General features: G+C 40.1%; 12 protein-coding genes and 2 tRNA genes. 7 read left to right on the top strand and 7 right to left on the bottom strand.

Going from position 1 to position 16069, the window contains the following annotated elements:
- Positions 1–138: 138 nt before the first annotated feature.
- On the bottom strand, positions 139–1416 hold the full coding sequence (locus F936_RS01060; protein ID WP_004639774.1) for an O-acetylhomoserine aminocarboxypropyltransferase/cysteine synthase family protein: 1278 nt from the start codon (positions 1414–1416) through the stop codon (positions 139–141).
- Between the two features lie 296 nt (positions 1417–1712).
- Here F936_RS01060 and ettA point away from each other — a divergent pair, with 296 nt between their 5' ends.
- Positions 1713–3374 (top strand): energy-dependent translational throttle protein EttA, encoded by a 1662-nt coding sequence (ettA, locus tag F936_RS01055; protein ID WP_003653862.1) that lies wholly within the window; start codon positions 1713–1715, stop codon positions 3372–3374.
- A 62-nt stretch (positions 3375–3436) separates the two neighbouring features.
- Here ettA and F936_RS01050 read toward each other — a convergent pair whose 3' ends face one another.
- Positions 3437–4129, bottom strand: a complete 693-nt coding sequence (locus tag F936_RS01050; RefSeq protein ID WP_005044090.1) for a YidX family protein — start codon at positions 4127–4129, stop codon at positions 3437–3439.
- Between the two features lie 158 nt (positions 4130–4287).
- Here F936_RS01050 and F936_RS01045 point away from each other — a divergent pair, with 158 nt between their 5' ends.
- The 5 genes from F936_RS01045 to F936_RS01025 all read left to right on the top strand — a co-directional run bounded on the left by F936_RS01045 (position 4288) and on the right by F936_RS01025 (position 11601).
- Positions 4288–4695: a cation efflux protein, CzcI-like gene (locus F936_RS01045; RefSeq protein ID WP_026055549.1), complete on the top strand. Its 408-nt coding sequence runs from the start codon at positions 4288–4290 to the stop codon at positions 4693–4695.
- 45 nt (positions 4696–4740) lie between these two features.
- Positions 4741–6156 (top strand): TolC family protein, encoded by a 1416-nt coding sequence (locus F936_RS01040; protein WP_005044085.1) that lies wholly within the window; start codon positions 4741–4743, stop codon positions 6154–6156.
- 2 nt (positions 6157–6158) lie between these two features.
- On the top strand, positions 6159–7376 hold the full coding sequence (locus F936_RS01035) for an efflux RND transporter periplasmic adaptor subunit (protein WP_005044083.1): 1218 nt from the start codon (positions 6159–6161) through the stop codon (positions 7374–7376).
- Positions 7366–10524, top strand: coding sequence for an efflux RND transporter permease subunit (locus F936_RS01030; RefSeq protein ID WP_005044079.1), 3159 nt, complete (start codon positions 7366–7368; stop codon positions 10522–10524). The genes F936_RS01035 and F936_RS01030 overlap by 11 nt, the downstream gene beginning before the upstream one ends.
- A gap of 132 nt (positions 10525–10656) precedes the next feature.
- Positions 10657–11601, top strand: a complete 945-nt coding sequence (locus F936_RS01025) for a cation diffusion facilitator family transporter (protein ID WP_005044075.1) — start codon at positions 10657–10659, stop codon at positions 11599–11601.
- A gap of 18 nt (positions 11602–11619) precedes the next feature.
- Here the strand turns inward: F936_RS01025 and F936_RS01020 are convergent, their stop codons facing one another.
- Positions 11620–11958, bottom strand: a complete 339-nt coding sequence (locus F936_RS01020; RefSeq protein ID WP_004639758.1) for a hypothetical protein — start codon at positions 11956–11958, stop codon at positions 11620–11622.
- 274 nt (positions 11959–12232) lie between these two features.
- Between F936_RS01020 and F936_RS01015 the strand changes: the two genes are divergently transcribed.
- Positions 12233–13180, top strand: coding sequence for a hypothetical protein (locus tag F936_RS01015; RefSeq protein ID WP_004639756.1), 948 nt, complete (start codon positions 12233–12235; stop codon positions 13178–13180).
- A 90-nt stretch (positions 13181–13270) separates the two neighbouring features.
- Here the strand turns inward: F936_RS01015 and F936_RS01010 are convergent.
- From F936_RS01010 to F936_RS00995, 4 genes are all read right to left on the bottom strand, one after another.
- Positions 13271–13346: transfer RNA gene (locus F936_RS01010), tRNA-Glu, on the bottom strand.
- Between the two features lie 30 nt (positions 13347–13376).
- Positions 13377–13452, bottom strand: a tRNA-Glu gene (locus F936_RS01005).
- Between the two features lie 121 nt (positions 13453–13573).
- On the bottom strand, positions 13574–14473 hold the full coding sequence (locus tag F936_RS01000; protein ID WP_005044072.1) for a hypothetical protein: 900 nt from the start codon (positions 14471–14473) through the stop codon (positions 13574–13576).
- A 119-nt stretch (positions 14474–14592) separates the two neighbouring features.
- The gene (locus F936_RS00995; RefSeq protein ID WP_005044070.1) at positions 14593–16014 is read right to left on the bottom strand and encodes an amino acid permease; all 1422 of its coding nucleotides are present in this window, start codon (positions 16012–16014) and stop codon (positions 14593–14595) included.
- Positions 16015–16069 lie beyond the last annotated feature (55 nt).

The raw sequence follows: 16069 nt of genomic DNA, 5'->3' as shown, positions 1-16069 counted from the left end.
TAAATATATGAAATTTAACAATTTATTTAGAGTAAAAACTCTAAAATAGTATCTTAATCTATTAATTGTTTTTAGTTATATTATGAGCAGAAAATAAAAAAGCCTCTGTTTCCAGAGGCTTGTTAGATAGTTTAAAAGTTATACAGCTGAAAGCGCTTGTTTTAAATCGGCGATTAAGTCATCGATATGCTCAATCCCAATTGAAAGACGCACCATATCTTCACTTACGCCCGCAGCTTTAAGTTCTTGTTCATTGAGCTGGCGATGAGTTGTCGTTGCAGGGTGGCAAGCTAAACTTTTGGCATCGCCAATATTTACGAGACGAGTAAACAGTTGTAGTGCATCGATGAAACGAGTACCGCCTTCGAGACCATCTTGCACGCCAAAAGACAAAATTGCAGAAGGCTTGCCTTTTACATATTTTTGAGCCAGTTGGTGCTGTGGGTGATCTTTGAGGCCTGCATAATTCACCCATTTTACTTTTGGATGATTTTGCAAATATTCCGCAATTTTTTGAGCATTTTCAGTATGGCGTTCCATCCGAAGGTTCAAAGTTTCTAAACCTTGTAGAATCAAGAACACACTTAAAGGGCTAATTGCAGCACCTGTATTGCGTAATGGAACTACGCGTGCGCGTGCAATATAAGCTGCTTCACCTAAAGCTTCGACATAATTAACCCCGTGATAACTCGGGTCAGGCGTGTTCAAAACTTTAAAGCGTTCTGGATATTTACCCCAAGGGAATTTACCGCTATCTACAATCGCACCGCCAATGCTATTGCCATGACCCCCGATATATTTTGTAAGAGAATGAATGACGATATCGGCACCATATTCAAATGGTTTTAATAAAGCAGGGGTGGCAACGGTATTGTCTACAACGACTGGAACACCATATTCATGAGCAATTTTAGCAATCGCCTCTAGATCAATAATATTTCCGAGTGGGTTGCCAATCGACTCAACAAAAACAAGCTTGGTTTTATCATCAATTAAGTTACGCAAGCTTTCAGGCTTTTGGTAATCAAAAAATCGGACCTCAATACCTTGTTTCGGTAAGGTGTGAGCAAATAAGTTATAGGTTCCACCATATAATGTTGAGACCGAGGCAATATTGTCTCCCGCTTCGGTAATCGTTTGAATAGCATAAGTAATTGCGGCCATACCAGAAGCCAATGCTAAAGCACCAATTCCACCTTCTAGAGCAGCAAGACGTTGCTCAAGTACAGAGGTTGTTGGATTCATAATACGGGTATAGATATTACCTTGAACCTTTAAATCGAAAAGATCGGCACCGTGTTGTGTATTATCAAATGCATAAGATGTGGTTTGATAAATAGGGACTGCAACAGCTTTTGTGGTCGCCTCTGGTGAATAGCCTGCATGAATGGCTAAGGTTTCATCTTTATAAGTCATGATTACTTCATCTTCGTGAGTTAAATATTGAGCGAGTCTAGCCTAAAATTCATCTTGAAAATTGCAGAAATTCTGGTTTGTTTTCCAATTTTAGGAATAAAGATAGAAAAATATACGCTGAAACCTTGTATAAATTTTATACATAAACATTTTGCAACTTATTGAAAAAGAAAATTGTTTGATAAATCCGTACGATGGAAATCATAACTTCAAGTCAAAGAGGTTTTCAGCGTATAATAAGCGCGATTATTTATCGCTTATTGCGATGTACTGGTTTTTCAATTGAGGAGTCCTGCGTGGCCCAATATATTTATACGATGAACCGAGTGTCTAAGATGGTTCCGCCAAAGCGCGAAATCTTAAAAGACATCTCTTTATCATTTTTCCCGGGTGCCAAAATTGGTGTGCTCGGTTTGAACGGTGCAGGTAAATCTACCTTGCTTCGTATTATGGCTGGCGTAGATAAAGATTTCTCTGGTGAGGCTCGTGCACAACCTGGAATTAAAATCGGCTATTTAGAGCAAGAACCACCGCTAGATCCAACTAAAGACGTTCGTGGTAACGTTGAAGATGGCGTGCGTGAAGCTTTAGATGCATTAGAACGTCTTGATCAGGTTTTTGCAGAATATGCAGATCCAGATGCAGATTTTGATGCACTTGCAAAAGAGCAGGAAAAATTAGAATCAATTATCCATGCTTGGGATGCACATAACCTAAACAACCAGCTTGAAATTGCTGCGGATGCTTTGAATCTTCCAGCTTGGGATGCAGACGTATCATTACTTTCTGGTGGTGAGCGCCGTCGTGTTGCACTTTGCCGTTTATTGCTCTCGAAACCAGATATGTTACTTCTGGACGAACCGACGAACCATTTGGATGCAGAATCTGTAACTTGGTTAGAACGTTTCTTGAAAGATTTCCCTGGCACTATCGTTGCGATTACGCATGACCGTTATTTCTTGGATAACGTGGCTGAGTGGATTCTTGAACTTGACCGTGGTATGGGTATTCCTTATCAAGGTAACTATTCTTCTTGGTTAGAACAAAAGAATGCTCGTTTAGAGCAGGAAAATAAACAAGAAGAATCTTTTGCTAAAGCATTGAAAAAAGAACTTGAATGGGTTCGTTCAAATGCTAAAGGTCAGCAAAAGAAAAACAAAGCGCGTATGGAACGTTTTGAAGAGCTTAACTCTAAAGAATTCCAGCAACGTAATGAAACGTCTGAAATCTATATTCCACCTGGCCCACGTTTGGGTAACAAAGTTGTGGAAGTGGAAGGCATCAGTAAATCATTTGACGGTCGCTTGTTGTACGAAAACTTAACGTTTACCGTACCTCCAACAGCGATTGTTGGTATCGTTGGTCCAAACGGTGCAGGTAAAACGACTTTATTCCGTATGATGACTGGCGAACAGCAACCTGATACAGGTACTGTGACCTTGGGTGAGTCGGTTAAAGTTGCTTATGTTGGTCAGATCCGTGACACTCTAGATAATAATAAAACTGTTTGGGAAGAAGTTTCTGGCGGTTTAGATATCTTAAAAATCGGTGATTACGAAATCGCATCACGTGCTTATATCGGCCGTTTTAACTTTAAAGGTCAAGATCAGCAAAAACGTGTAGGTGAATTGTCTGGTGGTGAGCGTAACCGTTTACAACTTGCGAAGATCTTACAGTTAGGTGCAAACGTAATCTTACTGGATGAGCCATCAAACGACTTGGATATTGAAACTTTACGTGCGCTTGAGGATGCAATTCTTGTATTCCCAGGTACGGTAATGGTGGTATCGCATGACCGTTGGTTCCTTGACCGTATTGCGACACATATCTTGTCATTTGAAAATGAACAGCCAGAATTCTACGCAGGTAACTATGCTGAATATGAAGCATATCGCCAGTCACGTTTAGGTGATGACGCTGCTCAAAAACGTACCAAATACAAAAAAATTAGCGGTTAATCTCTGTTAATTTAAAAAACCAGCCTGAGGGCTGGTTTTTTTGTTTTAGGAATCTCAGTGTTTTATTTATTAAAGTCACCATGTAAATCTGCCCATATTAAAGAGGGTGCAAAGACAATTACATCAAAGGTCATTGCTAAAGGGTATAAAACCTTGCGGGTAGCACGCTTGAATGGATGTTTCTTAGTTGTTTCAATTTTTTCCTGTAATTCAACCACGTATGGAGTTGCTAGTTTTTGTTGAATATCTTTTAGGTCCTTAGATTCATAAAGTTGCCCTTTGAAAAGAATATTAATATAGGGATATGGGGTATTTTCTTGAGCTTGGAGCATGGCAAAATTCTGTTTAAAACCCAAACCCTTTAACATATCTTTTTGTTTTTCATTTAGATTTCCCATGCGTGTATTATAGCGAACCTGTATTACTCCGTGAAAATGATTTGGATCATCCATAGTGAGTATAAGTGGAGAGGGGATATTAAGCGTTCTTTCGGTAGCCGGAATGGTTTTAATAATTTTTAGAAACTCTGCGCTACCATCAGTCATTAAATAATTATAGTCTTGACCTATAAATACTAATCCTTGTTCCTGCTGATTTTTAACTGCCTGCCCTAGGGCAATAATTTGATCTGTTTTTAAGGTATTCGTCTGAACTTGGGTTGTTTCATCGGGTAAGGCTGATGATAGCATTGATGTTGCACAGCCAGTTAAGCTAAGGCAAATTGTTAATATAGATGCAGAAAAAAGCTTGTACATAATGATTACTCAATAATAAGTTATTTTTGTCTCGTCTAACGTGAGATAAGTTCTAAATTAAAAGGTGGGGATTCGTGATTCGAGGTTTTGTAATTTTATTACATGCCTAGTGCCTGTTATAGTGGCTTTGTTCAACTTTTTAGCTTAATGGTGCGCTTTTGCCACGTTCCGCAATTTTTATGTCCATCTTGTTTAGTTTGCTCATATTCCAGAGTTTATGGAATGTGGCAGCGGCATTTTGCGCGCATGAAAATCAGGAAAAAGCATTGCATCATTTCGGGCATCATGCAGTTTTGAATGTTTATCAATCTTCACATCAAGCTCATACTGAACAGAACGATGCTGGAAACACTTCTCATAAAGCTCCTTTAAATTTGCAAGATCACCATGATCATTTGCCTTCATGTTTTCATATTGTGATGACTGAAGTTACAAAGCAAGCTGAAGCACCTGTAGTACATGTGCAGGAACTCGCACAAATTTATCACTGGTCTAATTCTTACCAGTCACCCCATCTTACTGCTTTAAAACCTCCTCCTGTTTTAACCCCGCTACAGGTGGGGTAGCCAAAAAAAGCCCACCGCATCTCTTATTTATTGCGGGGCAAAAACATGTCTTCTATTTTTTCAACTCGAGTGAGTTCTCCTTCTCACTTAGAGAGTAACGTTAATAAAACGTTAAAAAAGGTTTTAACCATCTCAAGCCTATCTGTTGCCATGCTATTGGCTGCACAAGTAACGATGGCTCAGTCTGAGATTCAACAAGAACGTTATATTCAAAAAGCAGCGTTTACTTTTGAGCAAGCGTTAGAACAGGTACAAAACTATCAAAGTCAGCAAGGTGTTTGGCAAGCACAGCAGCAAATGGCTGAGGCTAATTTAAAGCAAAGTCGTTTATGGGCCAACCCAAGTCTTTCCATTGAGCAAACGGGCTTCCAAAGTGATCAAGAAAAAGAACTCGCAATTGGTATCTCTCAGCCTTTGGATATTTTTGGGCAGCGCAAAGCTGCACAAAACTTGGCAAAAGTGGAGATATCAAAAATTGATTTGGCTGAGCAGCGTTATACCGCTGAGCTTGGATTAATCGTTAAATATTTTTGGTCGCAAGTGGCTTTGCTTGAGCTTGAAAAATCTCTCATTGGAGAGCAGCTAGAAGTGAGCCAAGAAAATTTACTAGCATCGGAAAAACGTTATCAGGCAGGAAGTATTGCGCAAGTTGATGTAGACCGAGTGCGTATGTCTCACTTGGAAAATCAGCGTTTATATCAACAAGTCGATTTAAAACTCCAAGTTGCGAAACAGCAACTGGTGAATTTATGGGGTGGTGGTTCAAGTCAATTTCAGCTATTCCAAAGTCCAAACCAATTATGGGCGCTGGCAGCAAATGTAGAACCAAACCAAGATTCACAAAATAATTTATTGGAGCGCTCTTTCCAATTAGATTCCCTTGTACAGCAAGCCAATATTCAACAGCTTAAAGCAAAAGCAAGACCACAACCTACCGTAACTTTGGGTGTTAATAACACTCGCTCTCCAGAGCAGAGTACAGATAACCAAATTCGTTTAGGTGTAGAAATTCCTTTAAATCTTTTTAATCGCCAACAGTATGGAATCAAGATTGCTCAAGCCAAGCAAGAGCTGTCTCAACGCCAACAAAGCTTTTATCGACAGCAGAATCAAGCAGATATTGAGACTTTGATGTCTGAATTGAAAGGTTTACGCATCCAGTTTAAACAACTGAATGATCAACAAGTTCCTCTTGCGGCTCAAGTTCAGCAAAAAACATTACAAGGTTTCCGTTTGGGTAAGTTCGCTGTTACCGATGTCCAGCAAGCCACAATGCAACTACAAGATGTCCGTTTACGTAAAGTCGAGCTATTAAAACAGGCTTGGCAAAATTCAATTGAAATTCAAAGTTTGCGTCTCGGTCTAGAGGCGGAACAAATCATGGCGAAAGATGCCTTAATGCAATTGAATCAACGTGCTTGGCAACAAAGCCAATCATTCCCAACTCAGGCAGGAGAATAAAAATGTCGGTAAATTTAAAGAAAAATTCTCAGTGGCTTTGGGTGGGAGTGATTGCTGCAATCACTGCAATATTAATCGGGCTACTCGTTTTAAATTCAAAAAATAAACCTGCCTCTTCTGAAGCCTCAGAAGGGCATGAGCATGCTGAAGAAGAGGGTGAAGAACACCATGATGAGGGTGAAAAACCATTGATGCTCACTGTTCAACAAATGCAGGAACAAAATTTAAAAATTGAACAAGCTGAAGTAGGTGAAGTTGCTCAGCTCCAAACTTATCCAGCCAAACTGGTTGTAAATACTGACCGTCAAGCCCATGTCTCACCAAGTTTTAGTGGTCGTGTCGAAGCGGTCTATGTTGAATTGGGACAACAAGTTAAAAAGGGTCAGGCTCTCGCAAGCTTATTGGTTCCAGATCTAGTCGATCAACAAGCCAATTTACAAATTGCACAGTCTAATCTTGATTTAACGCGTCAGGACTATGAACGTGAACGTAGCTTATGGTCTCAGGGAATTTCTGCTAAACAAGACTATCAAAGAGCTTATAACGCTTATCAGCAAGCCCAGATACAAGTTAAAGCAGCTCGCTCACGTCTAAGTGCATTCGGCGCGGGTTCAGGCTCAGGAGGACGCTACACCTTAACAGCTCCAATTGCTGGCATGGTGAGTAATAAAGATATTGTAGTGGGAGAAAACGTACAGCTAGCAGACCAGCTTTTTATTATTAATCAACTTGATCAGTTGTGGCTGGAATTTATTTTACCAAGTACTGCAAATATCAATGTGCAGCCAAATCAGCAAATTGAATTTAAATCTTTGCAAACTGGGAATGTATTTACGGCACAGGTTCAAAGCTTAACTACAGAGGCTGATGCTCAAACAGGGCGTTTACAAGTCCGTGCAAAGGTCTTGGCAAATAGTAGTGAATTGCGTCCAAACCTAATGGTTAATGTTGAGCTAAATTCAGGTTCAACGCAAAAAGTAACACGTGTAAAAGCACAAGCGATCCAGCAAGTCGAAGGTAAAGACGTTATCTTTACTCCAAAAATGGTCAAAACAGGCTTTGAGTTTGAACCTGTCACGGTACAGTTGGGGCAACGTTCTAAAGATGGTCAGTGGGTCGAAGTTGTAAAAGGTATTAATCCAAGCCAGCGCTATGTTGCAGAAGGCAGCTTCTTGCTGAAATCCGAATTGGAAAAAGGAGAGGCGGAGCATGGACATTAATAAACCTGAGCTGCCCAAACCTGAAGGGCTATTTGACAGAGTTATTCAGTTTGCTATTCAAAATGCCATTTGGGTCATGCTATTTGTACTGACGTGGATTGGAGTCGGTATCTGGAGTTATCAAAAGCTTCCTATTGATGCGGTTCCAGACATTACCAATGCTCAGGTCCAGATTAATACTCAAGCAAATGGATATACGGCTTTAGAGGTCGAACAACGCATTACCTATCCTATTGAAAATGCGATGGCCGGAATTCCTAATCTGGAACAGACTCGCTCTATTTCCCGTTATGGACTTTCTCAAGTCACCATCATTTTTAAAGATGGAACAGATATTTATTGGGCAAGACAACTGATTAACCAGCGTTTACAAGAGGCGGACGGACAACTACCCGAATCAGTTGATCCAGTTATGTCTCCTGTTTCAACGGGTTTGGGGGAGATTTACCAATGGGTCGTAAAAGCAAAAGCTGGTGCTAAAAAAGCTGATGGTACAGCCTATACAGCTATGGATTTACGCGAAATTCAGGATTGGATTGTACGTCCTCAATTACAGCGGGTGAAAGGCGTAGCCGAAATTAACAGTATTGGTGGCTACAATAAAACCTATATTGTTTCTCCTGATTTAAAACGTTTGCAGCAGCTGCAAATTTCAATTAATGAATTTCAAACTGCTTTGCAAGAAAACAATGAAAATCGCGGTGCAGGATTTATTGAAGAAAACGGGGAGCAGCTCACTGTTCGTGTTCCGGGTATGTTAAGTAGTGTTGAGGATATTCAAAACATTACCGTAAGCACTAAAAATGGTTTACCAATTCGTGTGGCAGATGTGGCGAATGTCTCTATTGGGCATGATTTAAGAACGGGTGCTGCAACTTACAATGGTGAAGAAACTGTTCTTGGCATAGCCATGATGATGATGGGGGAGAACAGCCGTACCGTTGCTCAGGCGGTGGATGGCAAAATTAAGGAAATCCAATCTACCTTACCTAAAGGTGTAGAAATCGAAACGGTTTATGACCGGACGAGTTTAGTAAATAAAGCAATTGCAACAGTACAGAAGAACCTTGTAGAAGGGGCGATTCTGGTTATTGTGATTTTGTTTATTTTCTTGGGAAATTTCCGAGCAGCTTTAATTACTGCCTGTGTTATCCCGCTTTCGATGTTATTTACCCTTACGGGGATGGCTGAGCAAAACATTAGTGCCAACCTGATGAGCCTAGGAGCGCTTGATTTCGGGATTATTGTAGATGGGGCAGTTGTTATTGTAGAGAACTGCATTCGACGTCTAGCAGAAGCACAGCATGCTTTACAACGGCCACTTACACGCACTGAGCGATTTAAAGAAGTTTTTCTCGCCGCGAAACAGGCCCGTCGACCGCTTATTTTTGGGCAAATGATTATTTTAGTGGTCTATTTACCTATTTTTGCCTTATCTGGCGTTGAAGCCAAAATGTTTCATCCAATGGCAATGACCGTGGTTATGGCGTTATTGGGAGCCATGATTCTTTCTGTGACATTTGTACCTGCGGCAGTTGCTCTTTTTGTTACGGGTGAAGTGAAAGAAAAAGAAACACGTTGGATGCTGCTTTTAAAGCAGAAATATCGAGATATTCTCGATCAGGCTTATCAACTTAAGATCGTTGTTCTTAGTTTTGCATTAAGTATTTTAGTGCTCACAGGCGTGTTAGCTACCCAAATGGGCAGTGAATTTGCTCCCCAGTTAAGTGAAGGTGACTTCGCCTTACAGCAAATGCGTTCACCTAGCACTGGACTCGAGCAATCTCTGCGAATGCAAGAAAATACCGAAAAGCTCATTTTGAAAAACTTTCCAGAGGTAAAGGCTGTTTTTGCTCGAACAGGAACAGCTGAGGTTGCAACTGACGTGATGCCACCTAATATCTCTGATGCAGTTATTTTACTTAAACCTCATGATCAATGGCCAAACTCTAAAGAAACGCTAGATGAACTACGTTCGCGTATGCAGGCTTTCTTGGCGACATTACCGGGCAATAACAGTGAGTTCTCTCAACCGATTGAACTACGTTTTAATGAGCTGATTTCAGGTATCCGGAGCGATATTGGCGTCAAGATTTTTGGCGATGATATGCAAGTGCTTAATGAGCAGGCTCAGGCATTTGCTCAAAAAATACAGACGATTTCTGGTGCTACAGCGGTTAAGGTAGAACAAACGAGCGGTTTGCCTGTGCTAAGTATCGAAATTAATCGTCCTTTGGCTGCGCAATATGGATTATCTGCCAAAGCCATTCAAGATATTGTGGCGGCAAGTGTCGGTGGACAAAATGTAGGGCAGATTTTACAAGGTGATAGACGATTCGATTTTGAAATTCGCTTAGAGGATCAGCAACGTACCATTCAAAACTTAGCCCAACTTCCGATTCAGCTACCTAATGGTGGTCTAATCCAGCTTCAAGATGTCGCTAAAGTTGAACGTACCTCAGGCTTAAATCAGGTAGGACGTGAAAATGGTAAGCGCCGTGTCATTATTACCGCTAACGTAGAAGGCCGTGATTTAGGATCATTTGTTCAAGAGCTAAGAACAACGCTCGCAAAAGAACAACTACCAGCAGGGTATTGGTTGGAATATGGTGGTCAGTTTGAAAATCTAGCTTCAGCTGCTGCACGAATGAAAATTGTTGTTCCATTAGCGCTTGCTATGATTTTCATTTTACTCATGGCTGTATTCCATAACATTAAAGAAAGTCTGTTGGTGTTTAGCGGCGTTCCGTTTGCTTTGTCGGGTGGCATTATCGCGCTTTGGCTGAGGGATATTCCACTTTCAATGTCGGCGGGTGTCGGGTTTATTGCCTTATCGGGTGTTGCTGTTTTGAATGGTCTGGTGATGCTGAGCTTTATTAAAGAGCTTAGAGAAAACTTTGATATTCAAACAGCCACGTGGAATGGGGCGATCTTGCGCTTAAGACCTGTACTCATGACGGCTTGTGTTGCTTCGCTTGGTTTTATTCCAATGGCTTTGGCAACAGGAACCGGTGCAGAAGTGCAACGACCTTTGGCAACGGTTGTTATTGGTGGCATTATTTCATCTACGATATTAACTCTGGTTTTATTACCAGTAATTTATCGATGGATGAATGAAAGCAAGGTGAAAAGCGCTGAGCATTCATAATGTCATCGATTTGAGATATCTTTTTTGATTACAGAATCTAAGTCAAAAAAGTGTTTGAAAGAGGTAAAAATAATGATGCATTCATTGTTACTTTTACCTCACCATAAAGATAAATAATAAGGAGTCCGCAACATGGGTGGACAACATGATCATAGTCATGCCGTAGTCACTGAAGGTAATGCTAAAAAATTAACAATTGCCTTAGCTCTTACTACAACGTTTTTAATTGTTGAGGTCATTGCAGGTTTAATCACGCAAAGTTTGGCATTGCTCTCTGACGCTGCACATATGTTTACAGATGCAGCTGCTTTGGCAATTGCTTTGGTTGCCATTCAAATTTCAAAACGTCCCGCCGATAATAAGCGTACTTTTGGCTATCAGCGCTTTGAAATTTTGGTAGCTTTATTTAATGCGCTCATGCTCTTTGTGGTGGCAGTTTATATTTTATATGAGGCCTATATTCGGTTCTCTAAGCCACCTGAAATCCAAAGTGTGGGGATGCTTATTGTGGCAACGGTTGGCTTGGTAATTAACCTCATTTCAATGAAAATTTTAATGTCGGGCGCTAACTCTAGTCTAAATGTTAAAGGTGCTTATCTAGAGGTCTTAAGCGATGCATTGGGTTCGGTAGGAGTGATCATCGCGGCAATAACGATTTATTTCACTAACTGGTACTGGATTGACACGCTTATTGCCGTACTCATTGGCTTTTGGGTGTTACCAAGAACATGGATTTTGCTTAAACAGAGCATTAATATTTTGCTCGAAGGTGTACCAGAAGAAGTCGATATTGAGAAATTACGTACAGATCTACTTTCTTTAAATGGTGTGGAGAGTATTCATCAACTTAAAGTATGGGCCGTTACGTCTAAAAATATTCATTTAACGGTGCACTTGTTTGCGCCAGAAGCAGAGCGTACAAGGCTTTATAATGAAGCAGTTGAAATGCTATCTCATGAACATGGGATTGCAGAGGTTACTTTGCAAATTGAAGATGACGAGGAGATTAACTGTCAGCACACTGCCCAGCATGCTCCCCATGAACATGCTGACGAAGCACATTCACATCAGCATTAAACTGATGTGAATAATTGATTAGATTTCCCACTCGTTATTGCAGTCACGGCATTTCCAATGTTTTTGTGACTGCATAAATGCTTGCATAGACAGTTTAAAGTCTGGTAAATCACGCCAGAACATAAACCCTGCCCCTACAGTCACAACAAAAACAACTACTGTTGCAATTTGAAGAGAGCTGCTTGCACCATTGCCAAAAATCCACATAAAAATGCTAATAATAACCAAGAGTAAAAGCATAAAAATTGCAGGAATTAAGATAGCAAGGCTTTTAGGAACTGCTGGTTTTACGCTGTTAATGCCTTGGCTTACAGGCATAATTTTAACACTTTGACATTGAGGGCAACGGTATTGCATAGGAACTCCACATTCAGTTTGAATCTATTCTAACGGAAATGTTGAAAAAGAAAAAAGTTTGTAAGATATCGATGAAGTGCTTTGAGCTAGCAAAAAATTAATTTTGAATAAACAAGGAAATACAAAAAGCAGATGATTTATGCGTACACATAAAAATTAAAATAATATTGTAGAGCATGCTAATCTACAGAAAAATGAAGTGTGATTAGCACTATAAATGAGCTTAAATACTCATAAATAGGATGTGAAATAAATATAAAAAGGAGAGAGGGACTTGGGTCAACAAGATGACAATGAGTCGAAGCCTACAACAACAGCATCGGCTGTAGATACCCCAGATACCGCAAAACAGTCATTATCTCGTCGATTACTGCATAAGACATTGCAACATGCCCAAGATGCGGTCGGGTTCGCTAGTGATACGACACGTAATATTGCAGGGGTCGCGGATGCTGCATTAGATGCGCTCGACCAAGTGACCACTCACACCAGACGTGGAGTTGTCGGAATGACAAATCTGGCAGCAGGTACTGTACGAGATATGGTGTCTGAAACCAGTGAAACTGCACGTCAAGTCGCGTTGATCATGGCACGTACATTTTTGGGGAAGAGTACCTTAACGCTGTATTTACCGGAAATGCTATTAAATAATCAAATTCGTAAGCGCATCGACCGTTCTGAAATTGATGATATTAAAATCAAGTGTGGCAATGATAGTTTCCAAGTCGAGATCGATGGGCATTACCATCGTTTCATGTATCGTTTAAGTTTAGATTTTAAAGTATTGGAATGCCGTATTGGGCAGGAAAAATTTTTGCGCCTACGTCAAATGGATGAGAGCCTCGATGTTCAGATCCGCCATGGGGGAACGCTGTCAAACTGGGCTGTGCGCCGTATTGGCCGAGTTGGTTTTGAAGTGGTGAATATGTTACCGATTCCATCACTCATTAATCACTTGATTGGCGATATTCCTGGCATCCAGCGCGATGGTCACCGTATGTGGTTTATTGACCTAGAGCAAGCAGGATTTATTGACTTTATTAATAACCGTTCATGGATGGTTGAAAAGCTTCTGAGTTTGACTGATTTTAGTATTTTACCGGGTTTGAATATTTTGAGAGAAAGCCGAGAGTTGGTCCAGCAATTGGTAGATCAATTTGAAATTAGAGGACTACGGGTACAGTCGGGTCGCCTTGAAGTACAAGTGGGCATTGCGAGCTAATGGAGCATATGAAAAGCTAATCATTGATTGGTTTTTCATTTTTAAGGCAAGAAAAAAGCCACTGACATTATGCAGTGGCTTTTTAGAATTTGGCGTCCCTACGGGGATTCGAACCCCGGTTACCGCCGTGAAAGGGCGATGTCCTAGGCCTCTAGACGATAGGGACTTATATGAGGCATACATCTGAAAAAATTACTGGCGTCCCTACGGGGATTCGAACCCCGGTTACCGCCGTGAAAGGGCGATGTCCTAGGCCTCTAGACGATAGGGACGTTTCAGAGGTGGGCGTATATTAGGTCGATTTAATAAAAGTGTCAAATAGTTTTCTGAATAAATATTAAAAAAAGCTATCAAGCGCTTAAAAATAACTCAAATTGTAGAAAATATATACATTTAGCCCTCATTTTTTTGAAAAGGTTCAATAATTGCCTTTATCACGGAGGGATGTTGTAAATATCCTAAAATCTCATGTGGCTGGTTGGCGAAGGTAAAAATTTTCTGATTAATAATAGGCGGATCAAAGTTAAAAGGAGCCTCAGATAATGGAAATGCAGTCAGAAAATCATCTTGAGAATAAAAATTAAACCATTCACCGTGAATACAGGGTGGTCTGGCAATTGGGTTCGGGAGCTTACTTTGAATGACGCGAAAAGATAAAGGAGAGGCTAAAGTTATAAATCGTTTAACTGAAAATTGATAAGAAGTATCGGAAAATAGCCGATAAGCAATAACTGAGCCGAGAGAGTGCGCAACGACAATATAATCATCATCTTCTCGCATTTTCTTTAAAATTCGCTCATTTACTTCTTGCATAAATTCAGGATTAGATAAGTACATATAAGTTTCAATCAGAAACTGCTGTATCAAGCTCTCATGCAATTTTGGAAAGTTGTTTAAAAGAACAACCAATTCTTTGAGTACTCGATCCTTTACGAGCTGAGAGGTCAGATAGAGTCGTTCTGAAAAGCTTTTTTCAGCTTGATCCGTTGATGGCGACAATAAGGGAATAAATGGGGTGTGTTCTTTCGTTGGGGGATTATTCTCATGTAAATGAATAGGTAAATAATTATTTAAAAATGTTTTAGGTAACAAGGTTGTAAGATCTAATTGATTACTTAATTGATATTTATTCATCAAATCGCCATAAAATGGCATATGAATATGAAGATCGCGTACGTTAACTTTGCAAGGCATTTGCTTTAGACCGAGCTTAAATACTTTTAACCAATGCTCTTTTAAGCGGTGTGATGTGTAATTCTGTTGATTCATCCCGTGGATAAATATAATTTTCATTCTATACAAGGAATTGTTTTTAATATAAATTTTAATCTACAACGGTATGTTATATAAAACCAGTATGTAGACAAAAAAAAGTGTAGCTTTTTGCTACACTTTCATTGAATAAGAGTGGTTTAGACTTTATTGCGGTAAAAAATAAAATAGCTGACATAACATAAAGCTGTAAAAATGAGGCAGCCTACAAAACCAGCACGCATTTCAGGGTCTGCTGCCATACTTAAACACGTAATAAAGCAGAAAATAAAACCTAAAATTGGGACGATAGGAAATAATGGAGCAGCATATTGTAAGTCTTTAACTGTATGGCCAGATTTGTACCATTGGCGACGGAAATTAAATTGACTTAAACAAATGCTCATCCAGACAATAACCATAGTAAATGCTGCAACGCCAAGCAGATTTTTAAAAATAGTCTCTGGGGCAAATTGCTCTGATAACAAGCCTGGAATTGCTCCAAACATTGTTACAACTAAGGCAACAATAGGTGTTCCACTTTTTGAGAGCGTAGCAAATACGCGAGGTAATAATTTTTGTTCTGACAGTGACCACATCATACGTGAAGCGGCATAAAGTCCTGAGTTTGCTGCCGAAAGCAGAGCTGTAATAATTACAAACCGAATAATGTCATCTGCATATGGAATACCAATATAATTAAATACGGTAACGAAAGGACTACTACTTACGCTTTCACTGCCTAAACCTGCAAGCTGGAAGGGAAGCAAAGCACTAATAACAATAATGGTTCCGACAAAGAAAATAAGAAGGCGCCAAATCGCAGCGTTAATTGCTTTGGGTACATTCTGAGCCGGATCTTTGGTTTCACCTGCTGCTACGCCAATTAATTCAGTGCCTGAGAAAGCAAAGTTAACAATTAGCATGGTGGTAAAAATAGGAATTAAACCGTGTGGGAACCAGCCTTGAGCTGTAAGATTGCTAAATAGCGGTGCAGTTTGGCTACCATGAAAAGGAATTAAACCAAAAATTGCTAATAGGCCGAGCACAATAAAAGCAATAACGGTAATGACTTTAATAAGAGCTAGCCAAAACTCAGACTCGGCAAAAATGCGAGTTGAACTAATATTTAAACCAAAAATAGTGATTGCAAAAACAATTGTCCAGATCCACATTGAAATATGTGGGAACCATTCCTGCATGAGTAATGCTGCGGCTGTGAATTCAGTTCCAAGCGTTGCAGTCCAGGTCAGCCAGTACATCCAAGAAATCATATAGCCTGTACTAGGACTAATATATTTTTTGGCATAGGCACCAAAAGAGCCTGAAACAGGCATGTGTACAGCAAGCTCTCCTAGGCAAAGCATGACCATATAAGCGATCGCGCCACCAAGAATATAGGCAATAATTGCGCCAATAGCTCCAGTTTGTGAAATGACTTCCCCTGAACCTAAAAATAAACCAGTTCCGATTGCCCCGCCTAGTGATAGCATAACAAGATGGCGAGTACTCATGGCTCTTTTTAAAGGTGCAGTACTGTTCTGATGCTGATGAGCATCTAGTTGATTGTCAGATGGCTGCATATTACACATTGAGAGAATTAAGAAAGACGCTATTTTAGATAAAATAGACAAATGT

This window comes from Acinetobacter calcoaceticus DSM 30006 = CIP 81.8 (genome assembly GCF_000368965.1).
In the GTDB taxonomy this organism is placed as follows: domain Bacteria; phylum Pseudomonadota; class Gammaproteobacteria; order Pseudomonadales; family Moraxellaceae; genus Acinetobacter; species Acinetobacter calcoaceticus.
Note: the sequence above shows the minus strand (reverse complement) of the source record. Positions and strands in the feature narration are given on the sequence as shown.

What these genes read in the sequence shown, in the direction of transcription:
- F936_RS01060 (WP_004639774.1), bottom strand. Translation starts at nt 1,416, where the DNA reads ATGACTTATAAAGATGAAACCTTAGCCATTCATGCAGGCTATTCACCA.
- F936_RS01050 (WP_005044090.1), bottom strand. Translation starts at nt 4,129, where the DNA reads ATGTACAAGCTTTTTTCTGCATCTATATTAACAATTTGCCTTAGCTTA.
- F936_RS01040 (WP_005044085.1), top strand. Translation starts at nt 4,741, where the DNA reads ATGTCTTCTATTTTTTCAACTCGAGTGAGTTCTCCTTCTCACTTAGAG.
- F936_RS01035 (WP_005044083.1), top strand. Translation starts at nt 6,159, where the DNA reads ATGTCGGTAAATTTAAAGAAAAATTCTCAGTGGCTTTGGGTGGGAGTG.
- F936_RS01030 (WP_005044079.1), top strand. Translation starts at nt 7,366, where the DNA reads ATGGACATTAATAAACCTGAGCTGCCCAAACCTGAAGGGCTATTTGAC.
- F936_RS01025 (WP_005044075.1), top strand. Translation starts at nt 10,657, where the DNA reads ATGGGTGGACAACATGATCATAGTCATGCCGTAGTCACTGAAGGTAAT.
- F936_RS01020 (WP_004639758.1), bottom strand. Translation starts at nt 11,958, where the DNA reads ATGCAATACCGTTGCCCTCAATGTCAAAGTGTTAAAATTATGCCTGTA.
- F936_RS01000 (WP_005044072.1), bottom strand. Translation starts at nt 14,473, where the DNA reads ATGAAAATTATATTTATCCACGGGATGAATCAACAGAATTACACATCA.
- F936_RS00995 (WP_005044070.1), bottom strand. Translation starts at nt 16,014, where the DNA reads ATGCAGCCATCTGACAATCAACTAGATGCTCATCAGCATCAGAACAGT.